At 35.8% G+C, this 12,769-nt stretch carries 12 protein-coding genes and 1 CRISPR repeat array; of the genes, 5 read left to right on the forward strand and 7 right to left on the reverse strand.

The window, feature by feature from the left end; genetic code table 11:
- Positions 1–1,623, reverse strand: a 1,623-nt coding sequence (locus Q9Q35_RS02570; protein ID WP_304651992.1) for an acyltransferase family protein, incomplete at its 3' end; no start/stop codon positions are given.
- A complete protein-coding gene (locus Q9Q35_RS02575; RefSeq protein ID WP_135998129.1) occupies positions 1,620–1,991 on the reverse strand; it encodes a membrane-binding protein in 372 nt (123 codons plus the stop codon). The genes Q9Q35_RS02570 and Q9Q35_RS02575, both read right to left, overlap by 4 nt.
- Before the next feature lie 630 nt (positions 1,992–2,621).
- On the opposite strand from Q9Q35_RS02575, the gene Q9Q35_RS02580 reads away from it, so the two are divergent.
- A complete protein-coding gene (locus Q9Q35_RS02580; RefSeq protein WP_304651993.1) occupies positions 2,622–4,148 on the forward strand; it encodes a type III-A CRISPR-associated CARF protein Csm6 in 1,527 nt (508 codons plus the stop codon).
- 53 nt (positions 4,149–4,201) lie between these two features.
- Here Q9Q35_RS02580 and csm5 read toward each other — a convergent pair whose 3' ends face one another.
- From csm5 to cas10, 5 genes are all read right to left on the reverse strand, one after another.
- A complete protein-coding gene (csm5, locus tag Q9Q35_RS02585) occupies positions 4,202–5,242 on the reverse strand; it encodes a type III-A CRISPR-associated RAMP protein Csm5 (RefSeq protein WP_304651994.1) in 1,041 nt (346 codons plus the stop codon).
- 120 nt (positions 5,243–5,362) lie between these two features.
- Positions 5,363–6,265, reverse strand: coding sequence for a type III-A CRISPR-associated RAMP protein Csm4 (csm4, locus tag Q9Q35_RS02590; RefSeq protein ID WP_304651995.1), 903 nt, complete (start codon positions 6,263–6,265; stop codon positions 5,363–5,365).
- A 2-nt stretch (positions 6,266–6,267) separates the two neighbouring features.
- Positions 6,268–6,936 (reverse strand): type III-A CRISPR-associated RAMP protein Csm3, encoded by a 669-nt coding sequence (csm3, locus tag Q9Q35_RS02595; RefSeq protein WP_304651996.1) that lies wholly within the window; start codon positions 6,934–6,936, stop codon positions 6,268–6,270.
- A gap of 12 nt (positions 6,937–6,948) precedes the next feature.
- Positions 6,949–7,344 (reverse strand): type III-A CRISPR-associated protein Csm2, encoded by a 396-nt coding sequence (gene csm2, locus Q9Q35_RS02600; protein ID WP_304652002.1) that lies wholly within the window; start codon positions 7,342–7,344, stop codon positions 6,949–6,951.
- A 2-nt stretch (positions 7,345–7,346) separates the two neighbouring features.
- Positions 7,347–9,455, reverse strand: a complete 2,109-nt coding sequence (cas10, locus tag Q9Q35_RS02605) for a type III-A CRISPR-associated protein Cas10/Csm1 (RefSeq protein ID WP_304651997.1) — start codon at positions 9,453–9,455, stop codon at positions 7,347–7,349.
- 176 nt (positions 9,456–9,631) lie between these two features.
- Between cas10 and cas1 the strand changes: the two genes are divergently transcribed.
- The 4 genes from cas1 to Q9Q35_RS02625 form a co-directional block, all read left to right on the forward strand.
- Positions 9,632–10,543, forward strand: coding sequence for a type II CRISPR-associated endonuclease Cas1 (cas1, locus tag Q9Q35_RS02610; RefSeq protein WP_304651998.1), 912 nt, complete (start codon positions 9,632–9,634; stop codon positions 10,541–10,543).
- Complete coding sequence (gene cas2 / locus Q9Q35_RS02615; protein ID WP_304651999.1) at positions 10,528–10,839, forward strand: CRISPR-associated endonuclease Cas2; 312 nt, start codon at positions 10,528–10,530, stop codon at positions 10,837–10,839. The genes cas1 and cas2 overlap by 16 nt, the downstream gene beginning before the upstream one ends.
- 253 nt (positions 10,840–11,092) lie before the next feature.
- Positions 11,093–11,477: direct repeats of the CRISPR family, unit length 36 nt; unit sequence GTTTCCGTCTCCTTCAAATCGGAGTATTAGGTATTC.
- Between the two features lie 46 nt (positions 11,478–11,523).
- Positions 11,524–12,486, forward strand: a complete 963-nt coding sequence (locus Q9Q35_RS02620) for a hypothetical protein (protein ID WP_304652000.1) — start codon at positions 11,524–11,526, stop codon at positions 12,484–12,486.
- On the forward strand, positions 12,479–12,769 hold a 291-nt coding region (locus tag Q9Q35_RS02625), incomplete at its 3' end, for an ATP-binding cassette domain-containing protein (protein WP_304652001.1). The genes Q9Q35_RS02620 and Q9Q35_RS02625, both read left to right, overlap by 8 nt.

The raw sequence follows: 12,769 nt of genomic DNA on the forward strand, positions 1-12,769 counted from the left end.
ACCCAACTTATATGAGTTATACGAAGAATCGGCATGACCATCATGCGGAGTGATGAAGATCAAATGATGCCCTGGTTTCAAGTCATCGATCACCTTTTGCGTTTGTTCTTGATAATCATCTAACGAGTTGGTCCCGATACAGATCACCACGTTTTTGCGCAATTGCCCACTATTTTGTAGATTCATCAAAACATCATAGGCCAGGTTCATCGTGCGGTTACCTTCTGCGTCGATATCGACATCTGTCATGCGTTCCAACAGATAACTGCGACTGCCAAGCGTCACACTATCGCCAATGATCGTCGTTCCAGCCGGGATACCTGTATTTTGATCGGTCGTTACTGGTGTCTCTGTTTTAGGTGCGGTCGCTTTGGCATACGCCATATCGAGCTTACCGACATCTTGCTGGATCCCACCTAACATCAAGTTTTCTTCCAACGAAGAGATCGTCGGTGCTTGTAAGCAGAGGAACACCCCAAAACCGATCGCTAGTGTCATAAAACCACCTAAAGGAGCTACGATCTGTTTGAAATTGACTTCACGCCCGGCTAATAAAACCGGCTTACCGCGGAGAAGCGGCTCTAAGAAGTAATACGAAAAGCTCGCAAATATGACCGATAAGATCGTTGTCAAAAGCGCGGCGATCCCGTTACTGAACTGCTTGGATAAGACGACAAATAATGGCCAGTGGAACAGATAAACACTATAGCTGATATCAGCGAGGTAGACGAAGATCTGGGGTTCTTTTACATCCGGCGTTTTGCGGTGTAAGATATTAGCCCCAAAGATCGCACCTGCGGCAAAGAGACTCGCTAAAATAAAGCCAAACATATAAGTCTCACGGCGATCAAAGCGCAGGAAGTAAGCCAAAATGAATAATAGTGCTAAATTTATCACCATAAAGGCTAAAGCTTTATTTTTAGTCCAATGTTTTTCAACACTTGCACTGAAAGCTGGCATCAGATCTTGGATCCCCGCGATCGATCCCAACACGCTCCCAACAAAAAATGGGAAGATGTGGGTCACACTGGAGAAGTAGATCGGTGAAAATTCACTCAATCCTTGAGCTCCTAGATACATTGCGGTCGCGCTTCCTACTGCGAGTAAAGTTGAACCAGCCAGCACCCGCAAGCGGAATTGTTTGACCGACGTTGAGACTTTGGTCAATAAGTAAAGTAAAAAGCCCCAGATCAAGTAGAATTGAACTTCGATCGCTAATGACCACGTGTGGACGAACAAATGCGGAATAAAGCGCGATTCGTACGTTCCACCCGTGTTGATCTCAAAGATGTTGGTCACAAACCCGACCGCTGATGTGATCTGGCATGTCAGATCAGTGATGTAATCTTTACCGACCAATAAAGTGAACGGTAAAACGATACAGATCATCAAGACCAGGGGTGGCAAAATCCGCATCACTCGCCGATAATAGAAGTCACGCAACCTAAATTTTTGCGAGCGACTGAACTCATCGATGATCAAAGCGGTGATCAGATAGCCTGAGAACGTAAAGAAGATATCGACCCCGATAAAACCACCGGTATAGCGCATTTGAAAGAAGTGATATAAGAGCACACAGATCAGACCCGTGATCCGGATCAAACTAAACCATTTGATCCTCATTTGTCTTTGTACTCTCCTTTGACATAGTTACCGGCTTGTATGACGTGGTCTTTATCCTGCAATTTACCCGCGCCATTTGCGACACCCTTATGGAAGATCCCCGTAAAGGTCCAGCCGTTATGTGACTTGAAAGTGCCCCGGCCTTCGAAATGCCCGTCTTTGAAGCCACCGGTGTAAACATCACCGTTTTTGAACTTGAGCGTACCTTTGACGGGTTTACCCTCATTTGTCGTACCTGTATATGTGCTGCCATCTTGGAAAGTCAACGTGGTCTTTTTTTCACCTGCATTGCTGAGAAAAGTTATCAGCACACAGACCACGATCAAGATCCCTGAGGCTAGCAAGATAATATTTTTTCTACCCCACATAGCTAAAATGTTTTTCCTTTCTTTCTAATCAATTCATTATAGTAACATATTTAACGCTACATAATAAACAGAAAACTGCACAGAAAGTGATAAAAAATCTTTAGACACTCGGACTATCATTATTGCCATTGAGTATTTGCACGACCTACACAATTTATTAGTTATGATTATAGCTTCTATGTTATAATTTACTCAGGTTACTTGTAGCACCTATGGATTTTTGTTAAAAACTTAACAAAATTTGAAGCTCCAAGACAATATTTGTTAAGTTTTTAGCACTATAAAATCGCTGTATCCCTTGATATAACTAGGATTCAAAAACTAAGAAATACTTAATACTCCGACTTTTAGGAGACGGAAACCATAATGGATCTTAGAAAATTCAATATAATCATAAAATACTTAATACTCCGACTTTTAGGAGATAAAAATAAGTTTCAAAAATACACATAATCTGTACTTTCTCGCTACCCCAACATTTTTAAATGATATATTGCGCATAAAAACAGCTTTGCTAAACAAAAGATAACTTGCAGTATCTTTATCGTTAAGCAAAGCTGTTTTTTATTTCGATATTTTTCACTTTAATGTAAAATTAAGATAATAACATTGATATAGGGGGAAATTACTTTGACTCATAAAAAAATACTCTTTACTCCAGTTGGTACCACCGACCCTACTTTTAAAAATAGTGATGGTTCGATCGTTCAAGCAATCAAACAACTAAAACCCGACAAAGTATATCTCTATCTTAGTTACGATATGAAGGTTCGGGAAAGAAAAACTAATATTGTTGCTGATTACCTTAAATTACTCAACGACTCTGGTATTAATTTTGAATATCAATTTTTCAAGACTGGTAAGCTCGAAAATGAAAATCCGCAACTTTTTGATAACTACTATCATGAATTTAACACCCTTATCACTGAAATAGTTCAAGAAAATTCCTCAGATGAAATAGAATTGTACTTAAATATTTCTTCAGGAACACCCGCAATGAAATCAACACTGTTTCTACTAGCATCTTCCTTAAATATTGGTCAATTCCAAAATCTTAAGAAACTATCTGCGATGCAAGTAAATAGTCCAAATAGTCATCATCAAGTAAAGATCCCTACGGAAACAGCACAAGAACTTTACGACCAAAACGATGATAAAACTGATGTATCTGGGAAACGAGCTTATATTTCCCAAACACCAAATGTTTCGTCTTATCTTACTAGACGCGAAATTATCAAATTTATCGATACATTTGATTACAATGCTGCCTTAAAATTAGCACAATCGATCAGAAATTCCGTCAATTCCGAAGTGATTGCACTGTTAATGTACGGTAAAGATAGACGTAATCTTGATTTAAATAAATTCATTCAGAGTAAGCAAGCAAATTTGGTAGATAAAAAGTTATTGAGTCTAAAATTTACAACAACTAAAACAACACTTAATTCTCCTAAAATTTCACGTGATCTCTACGAATATTTGTTAAATTTGAGCGCCTTGGCTTATAACAATGACTATTTAAATTTCATTCGTGGTTTATCACCTGCTTTAAGCGTTCTATTCGCCGATGCTTTAAAATTAACTTATCCTTACTTAGCAAACGAAGAGTTCTATAAAAAAGATGGTGGCTTTGGATGTTTTAAGATTCCTGAAAATATTTCCTTTAAAGAAAAAGATAAACTAGAAGCCTTTCGCAAGAAAACCAAGGAAAATATGGGAATCACAACTAAAAAATTGAGTTTGACTAACGCAGCGTATCCATTCTTGTTCTATACTGCCGACAGCTTCTTCAAAAGTCCTCTTTCAACATCTGAAAGAAACAGGATCCTACGACTGCTTACATTTTTACGATTGATTGAAGATAGCTCGCGTAATATTGTGGCACATGAAATCGTCGCTTTGTCATCAGCTACAATAACTCAAAAGGCTAAACATACTCTTCAAAAATATAAACAAGAAACTGGAGAATCTGGAGAAGCTCTAACAGGAAATGCTTTAATATACAAGAATACCGTCTTCAATAAGGATATTTCCCCTAAAAGTATTTTTGCAGTTCTTAAAAGCCTTTGTCGTCTAATTTACTCTGATATTCCTGAGGAACCATTTGAAGACTATAAACAATTAAATGATCACATCAAGATAAAACTTGATAACTAATAAAAAATACACTGATTGCAAGAGGAAACACCTCATAGCAATCAGTGTATTTTTTACTCAATTACTTTGATGGAAAAATTACATTTCCCCATCTCATAGTAATTTTCTTGGTTCTTTATCAATGGTACTGATTTTTTGCCTAGCTTAACACTTTTAGCCGGATATCGAGTTAATTTAAAGGCACCTTTACCCTTCATTTTCATCTTAGGATTTCGAATATTTTGTTTTTCCTCAATGATTTCCCTAACACTTTTTTGATCGCTAAGATTGAACTTTGTCCATAATCCACTACCTGCCCCTAGATATAAAGAACCATATCCTGGAAAATTATTTTGGACATACTTAGGTGGACAATCCTTCAAATAAAAATCGGTATAGCGTTCATATCTTTTTTGCGATAATTTTATTAATTCATCCATTAATTTTATCCCACTATCAACTGCAGTAATATGGAATTTTATGGACATTCGTGGACGTAAAGCTTCTCGATAGATCGGTAAACCATTAGCTATATTTTTCCCCAACGAATAATCGATCTTTCGCACTATCGCCAATGATTTTTCAGGAATCGGCACGCTATCTTCAACTCTGATATTATTAAATATATCATTGAATGGCTCGCCCTTTTTAGCGCCCCACGGAATTCTTGAAGATTTAAAATATTCACTTTCAAAGATAGATCTTAAAGCACCCTTGAGCGAACTTCCAGGGATATATGGTCTTTGCTGTGCATCACGCATAAATAAATGCACCTCGTTCAAACGTCCATTTCCCTTATTATTACCGTAGACCTCTTCGCCAGTTTCTTGGATCTTAAAGCCTCCAAAATCTCTATCACGGATCTGTTTTTCTCTAAAAAATTCGACAAGTCTTTTACCCTTTCGCTTATTTTGCGGTGTGTAATAAAGATAGTCTTCAAAAGCTTTAGCAAGTAAGGGATTCTTACGATTCAATGCTAAATACACCTTACCCATTTCAGGAAAATAATATGCTCCTTTTTCATAGATGAACTCTTTTGATGACCTGACCTCACCTGAACCAATATGCACTGGAGCTAAAGTTATCAGATTTAACTCATATTTTTTATATTCCATCAAGTTGAAACATATAACTAATGAATAATATAGCCTAACACTATATCAAAGAAAGATTATATTCTCCTTTCCTCCATACTTTTTAGTACCTATTCCATAGTTTAACTTTCTTATAGATACTTAAATGGTTAGCTTATAAAAAGCTCCTTTGGCATAACACCATACTGGATGGATAAAATCATCTGGTCGAACATCCTTAAGTTCACCTTGGAAAGTCTTTTCGAAGGTCGAACCAGATTTAAAGCGATAAAAATCCTGTTTACGCAATGGCTCTGCACTCTGCTCACTATACACAAATCCACCATGACGTTTTAATAGATACTTCCCATGTTCAAGCACCTTGTTAAGTTCATCTTCTTTTGGCAAGCTTGTTGTCAATAACATGTAGATACCTTCTTCAGCTACACCAGTTACAATATTTTGTGCGATCGTAGCTGGTACATCTTCAATATCTAAATCAAAACTGCCATAGCCACTTGACCGCTTGCCTCCCAAACCACTGTATTGCAAGCTTTGCATCAACATATCTAATAATGGTGAACTTGTTGCTAGGACATATAAGCTTTTCTTAAATGAAGTGAGACCAACTTCATAGGGAGCTTCACCCTTTTTCACCAAATAACTCGTCTTAGCGAAACCAGCCTGATCTTTAGAGATCCTTTCGATATCCCCTTCACCTTTTACGTAATCATCAAATAAGCTCAACGGAATATAACTTATTTTTTTGATTTTCTTAGCTTCTTGACGAACTTTTTTCAAATCAGTGTCATTTCGCATCTTTGGTAAGGGATATCCGATCGGTTTAGGCAAATAGGGCTCAACGCCATATGGATATGCATCACTCAATAAAAAGTCATTTTCCTTGGTAAGTTGAAGAAACTCCTCTTCCTTGCCAAATTTTAGTGCTTCTAAAAATAAAGCACTATACAAACGACTTGCATCAAACCCAGCATAGCTTTCATTGAGCATCCACTCGCCAAAATGAGCTGTATTAAAAGTCATTTTATAGAGTTTTAAAGCCATGATCATCCCTCCAAGATATTATTGATCTCAGAAGTATCGTAATCACCAAATACGACCTCAGCTTTTAAATTTTTGATAGCAACTTTGCCGTAGCCACGACTACCACTGCCACCTAAGTAATCTGTTTCAAGCAGTTTTAAGCCATTGCGAATAGTTTCCATATCTTCGAGAACTTCAGCACTATCATCCAATTCATAAATGAGTTCGAAGTTAAATTTACTTCCACGAATAGCCCGTTCGATCTGACGTGGATTTGCCATACCATCTGTTCGCCCGATCGTATTTTCAAATTTAACCTCAGTATAGCTATCGACACCAAGAGCATCCAGCTCATCTTTATTTGCTAGTACCATATCGCGGAATAATAATCTTCCACGAATGATCCCCTTACCATCTTCACCACCGCCAGTTGTCGCACCAAATAACCGTGTGATCCGGGAATCGTCATGATCGGGCTTAGAACTTACGCTATGGTTATAAGTTTTAGCCAACAGAGTTCTAAGCTTACCCTTTAAGCTTGAACCTGGGATCAATGGTAAACCAGTCAAGGTATCTTTGAGTATTGGAGCATCCACTGATCCAATAGCCGCAAAAGCATCACTACCACCAATGTGAAGTCCACTCAATAAATCCAATTCACCCGTTAATTTTAACTTTGCATAGTTTTCCATTCCAAATTCCTCCTATCGATCACGACCACCGTAATATTTAAAGTATGCAACTAAAGCTTCCATGTAGTGGCAAAAACGAATAAAATCTGCTTTTTCTTGATTCTTTTGAACTTTCTCTAAAATCGCCAAGATCTCAGCCTTATCGATCATTTCTTTGACTGCTGCGTTACGACCACCTTGATAAATAAACTGGATCCGTAAATAAGCGATCCGGTCCATCACTTTTTCGAGCCCTTCAAATTGAACACGATCATATAGTGTACCCGTCATGCTCAATAATTTCCGCAATTGACTTGTAGTTAAAGTATCTCTACCTTTTTTAAAATTTTCTCGTTTCATTTCCTTGATGACATTTTCGGCCTTACCTACATAGGAACTGTCATCAAATTTCGTGATATTTACATTCATCTTCAACTATCCTTCCTATTTTCATAAACATATAAGATCAATGCCAATTCAGCTGCTAAAGTCTCTGAATCACTGTCAAACCAATCTTTCATATGGCGCTTAAACTCAGCAAAGGCCATCTTACTTTCTGGATCATTTGATCTGTCAGTAAGATCTTCCAAACGTGCCAAGTAATAAACTAAACGCGCAAACGTTATCTTGTTGCCGCGTTGGCGTTCACGGATCAAATCAAGTAATTTATAAATAAATGAGTTTCCACGTTCATCTTGCGTATCAAAGAAATTACGAATGATCGGCAATTTCCCCCGATATACATTATTGATAAATTCATCGTACTTATACGTATAACGCTCATCAAAAACACAAATGCTATCTTTATCGTTATCTTTGGCTGAATCTTCCAAATCTCCAGTTTCTCGGGCAACAATATTGATCGGAGTAGTTGCATCAAACAGTGCGATCCCTGAAGAAAGTGTCAACTTATCATTCGTCCACTCGCGGAATTTTTCACGTAGTTCAACAGCAAAAGCCAGTACATCATCCCACGCTCCAAGCAAAAAGACATCATCTCCACCTGAATAAATGACCATCAATTTTTTGCCATTAGCGAATTGATTGATATGATATTTGAAAAACATACTCAAATTATGGGAAAATTCTGCTGAACGTGCAAATGTGTTATAGACTCCACCATCCTGCTCAGAAAAGCCAGCCATAAATGCATAGCCCAAATTATCAGCATCACAACGCAATGCCGCGATCTTTCGCAATCCCTTTGGGCGCTCAGCATAAAAACTTAATTCATTTCTATCACTCGCAGCATAGTCACCCGCCATGATCCTAATTGCACCATGATTTTCTTCAAACTGGTTTTTAGCATATAAAGTACCTGTATAGTTTTTCTTGATCACATCATCTCTAGTTATTTTATGCAAATAGTGACCTTCAGATACAGCTAAGCCATTTAAAGGCTCCTGATCAATCACAAAATAATCATCTTTTTGGATGTTATTTGAAAAATGTTCGAGTTGCAAACATAATTGACATAAGCCTTCATCAGTTAAGTTATCAACTGAATGACACACCCGACATTCACGACCCGTTCGCTTACCAGCTCGGTTTAATTTTGCAATATCTGCCGCAGAGTAACGTCGAAGTTTCTTATCACTTAATTTACGACTCAAATTACGATAAATATGACGATACTCTTTAATATTTCCGCGCTTAATATCAGACGGAGAAAATGCTTCTGCCCCAAAGGCTACATAAAGATCGATCCCGAAGCGATTTAAGAAAAATTCATTAAATTCTTTTTCAACTTGTTTGATCTGATTTAATATCTCTGAGGTATTAGGCAAAAGTAAATATGCATGTCCACCACCTGAATAGATCAAGTTCGCTCGCGTAAAGCCACATCTATCAAGCAAGGTATCTGCCATCCACTCACTGATCATATCTAGATAAAACGAACGACTTCGCAATTGTTTATATGCGCCTTTAGTTGTTATTTTATAGATAAAACTTTGAATACCGGAGATATCAAAGCTTACTAGTAGTAATGCATCTACTGCATTTAATTTATCAGCATCACATTCAGTTCCTGTTTCCTGTAAATATCGCTCGATCGTTTGACTAAAAGCAATCGATAACTTTACATATTCATATAAAGAAATATCTAAGCTTTCATTCTCACTGATTGGTGCAGGCAAAAAAGAACATTGATCTTGTAAAGCATTGAGCGCTTGGGTTATATTAGCTTCATTTGTCGTTATATCTAACTTCTCATATAATTCCCTTAGCAGTTTCTCCCTTACAGATTTATCCAATTCCACTTGTCCATCTTCAAAATGAACTTTCGTACCAGCTACAGCATCTTGAATGATCGTTCGACTAGTTTGAGCTGTTCCAAAATTATTGAATATATCAGCCAAACCATATGTATTCATATTGACCTTTTTATCCGTTAATGAACTAGCTAGCCAGCGACCATACTCAAGAATAGCTTCATCTTTTTCTGCTAGATTTTCCTTAAGTTTTGAAAACTCAGGAGATACTAAGTTCAGATTATAAAAGAGAGACTGGTAAAATAGTTTATATGATTTATCATCCATCTATCTCACACTCACTTTTCACAATATACAAATTTTATATCTAATATAATACCATTATACCAAGAAACGCTTTCTTAACCATAAAAATAGCTATACATTATATAATAGTGTTTTTTACGTTTTTAGATTAAACTAGAATAAATTACATTTAAATCTCATTTTAGGAGGAATAAACCTTGGCAAAATTTAATATCTACATAACTAGAAGTTCAAAAATCATCTTGAGTGGACAAAGTATCGTGATACAAACGAAAGATGATATCCATACATTCCCTTTTTCCAATATTCAAGCTATTATGATCGAAAATACTAAATGTTCACTTAGTATACCTGTGATCAACGCCTTAGCGAAAGCAAAAATCAATGTTTGGATCTGTGATAACAAACATCTTCCTTCATCTATGCTTATGCCTGTCAACCAATATTATCAAACGCCGATGAAGATACAAGCGCAAATAGATCTATCCAGTCAACCAAAAAAACGTATTTGGGAAAAGATAATTAAAAATAAAATCACTAATCAAGCTACTATCCTTGAAGTTGCTGGAGCTTCAGAAGCTAAAATGCTTCGGCGCTACTCTGCTAGAAAAACTGAAAACATCGCCGCACTTGAAGCATGGACAGCAAAAGCATATTTTAAAGCCCTCTTTGGCCCTGATTTTAATCGACGTAACAATAGCACTATCAATTCAGCACTAAATTATGGATATGCATTAGTTCGCAGTAGTATCGCTAAATCACTTGTTTGTTTAGGATTACAGCCTGCATTGGGTATCTTTCACGCCGGACAAAAAAATAATTTTAACCTAGCAGATGATTTGATCGAACCGTTTCGACCACTTGTAGACTATTTTGTTTGGCTCAGAAAAGATCAATTTACAGAAGAGCTCACTAGGGATGATAAGGAATATCTATTTTCACTACTTGGATTTGTAGTTGTTAATGAAAATGAAGACTTACTTGCGCTGATCGAAAATTATGTTAACTCTTTTAGTAACTTTTTGAAAACTCAAAAAACTAAAGATCTACTCAATATCCAAATCAACCAGGAAAATTTACAAGGTGTCAAGCAATGGAAAAATTACTGATCATGTACGATTTACCGCATAAAACAAAGCAACAACGTAAAATTGCTGGAAGGTTCAGAAGAAAATTGATCCAATTAGGCTTCAATATGCTACAGTATTCAATATATTTACGTATCATAACCACTCAAAATGAGAAAGAAAATATTATTTCTCAAGTCAAACAGATCGCGCCTAAACAAGGAACAGTTCGAATTATTTCACTGACTGAATCTGAATACGCAAAAATGAATCTGTTATCAGGTGAAAGATTACCTATAGAAAATACTTTTACATTTCCCAACGTTATCGAACTATAGAAATAGCCTGCCATCCCTCACTTAGGGATAGCAGGCTATTTTTGCGCTAACCAATTGCTTCAATAATGACTTCAATAACAGCTTCACCGACTTCACGAATGACCGCTTCAATAATTTCTTCCATTAATTATCACCCCTTATAGTTAGATTCGATTATCCTTCTATCAGGGCAGGAGAATTATTATATCACCCATATTTTTAGTTGTCTACTGTTTTTTTATATTTTTTCAATCAATAGTTAGTGACTGAAATTCTTTTTATCTCCTTCAAATCGGAGTATTAGGTATTCTGATTGGAGTAACGGTGTGTTTGCTTGGGTAAAGTTTCCGTCTCCTTCAAATCGGAGTATTAGGTATTCGAACTTTGGGCAGACAATCTTATCCAAGAATGGTGTTTCCGTCTCCTTCAAATCGGAGTATTAGGTATTCTATGGTCGTCCAACAAATGATTTTCTTCAAGTATCGTTTCCGTCTCCTTCAAATCGGAGTATTAGGTATTCGTATGGTAATGGCTAAAACAGTTGATTGTATTGGTTTCCGTCTCCTTCAAATCGGAGTATTAGGTATTCTAGTATTTAAATGAGAAGTATTTATCCAGTTTATGTTTCCGTCTCCTTCAAATCGGAGTATTAGGTATTCTGGAGATGGAGATGATGAGTCCATTTATGATGGAGATGTTAAATATATGTATTTTAGACCTATTCCTAATGAAAAGTTATATAGTCTAGATAGTAATAATAAAAAATTTTATGATTCATTTATAAGCATGGATGAATTTAAAGGTGTCTTAGATGTTTTACACAAAAATAATTATATGATAATTAATATCGCAGATCTTTATGATCAGGTTTATAGGGAAGGGAGCTTTAGAGTTAAGCGTAAGATACTGAATATACCAAAGGGTAAGATACCATTTGTTTTATTTGTTGATGATTTTGGGTATAGTTCTTCGAGGCTTATTATTGATGATGAAGATATGCAGGTTAAGATGATTAAAGTTAAAAATGGGAATGAGGAAATAACTGAGGATAATAATGTCATAACAATTATAAATAAATTTGTTCGAGAGAATGAGGGATTTTCTTTTAATAATGCTAAAGGTGTATTATCTATTGTTGATTCTGAGTCTATATTTGGATATAACACTGGTAGGAATATAAGTAAGAGATCACGTATTAGTACTGATAAGATTAAGAAACTATCAAATGATATTTATGAGGCTAAGAGGATAGCAGATAATCTTAAGAATGACGGTTGGATATTCGCGTGTAATACATATGGAAATATAGATTTTAAAGATGTAACACTTAATTTAGTTAAAAATGATATGGATAATTGGTATAGGTATGTATCGAATATAATTGGATATACAAACTTATTTGTTTATCCTTCAGGTAATGTAATAGATAAAAATGATGAGAGGTTTAAGTATTTAAATGATAGTGGATTTAATATTTTTTGTTCATCAATGAAGAAAATGAATAACAAAGATTGCTTCAAAATACAACCGTATGTAAATATAAGCAGGGATTTAATATGTTATGATATAACTAGCTTGCATCACAATGAGTATTATGATATATTGAAGGACATTATAATAAATCCTAGGAAGGCTAAAAAACTATATAAGGAGGGTTTTCGTGAATAGGATTGTTGAGTTTAAAAATGTTTCCAAACAGTATAAAGTTGGAGAAGTTATTATTAATGCTCTACACGATGTTAATTTTTCTATAGATAGAGGTGAGTTTGTAGTAATTTTAGGGGCAAGTGGTGCTGGGAAAACTACTATTTTGAATATTCTGGGTGGAATGGATTCTGCATCTGTTGGAGATATTGTTGTTGATGGTGAATCTATTACTAACTTTAGTAAGAATCAGTTAACAAAATATAGAAGAGAGAAAATTGGATTTGTATTCCAATTTTATAATTTG

The sequence above is a fragment of the uncultured Ligilactobacillus sp. genome (assembly GCF_948826705.1).
GTDB lineage: Bacteria > Bacillota > Bacilli > Lactobacillales > Lactobacillaceae > Ligilactobacillus.

What these genes read in the sequence shown, in the direction of transcription:
- cas2 (WP_304651999.1), top strand. Translation starts at nt 10,528, where the DNA reads ATGGAAAAATTACTGATCATGTACGATTTACCGCATAAAACAAAGCAA.
- csm4 (WP_304651995.1), bottom strand. Translation starts at nt 6,265, where the DNA reads ATGGCTTTAAAACTCTATAAAATGACTTTTAATACAGCTCATTTTGGC.
- csm3 (WP_304651996.1), bottom strand. Translation starts at nt 6,936, where the DNA reads ATGGAAAACTATGCAAAGTTAAAATTAACGGGTGAATTGGATTTATTG.
- csm2 (WP_304652002.1), bottom strand. Translation starts at nt 7,344, where the DNA reads ATGAATGTAAATATCACGAAATTTGATGACAGTTCCTATGTAGGTAAG.
- csm5 (WP_304651994.1), bottom strand. Translation starts at nt 5,242, where the DNA reads ATGGAATATAAAAAATATGAGTTAAATCTGATAACTTTAGCTCCAGTG.
- Q9Q35_RS02575 (WP_135998129.1), bottom strand. Translation starts at nt 1,991, where the DNA reads ATGTGGGGTAGAAAAAATATTATCTTGCTAGCCTCAGGGATCTTGATC.
- cas10 (WP_304651997.1), bottom strand. Translation starts at nt 9,455, where the DNA reads ATGGATGATAAATCATATAAACTATTTTACCAGTCTCTCTTTTATAAT.
- Q9Q35_RS02620 (WP_304652000.1), top strand. Translation starts at nt 11,524, where the DNA reads ATGTATTTTAGACCTATTCCTAATGAAAAGTTATATAGTCTAGATAGT.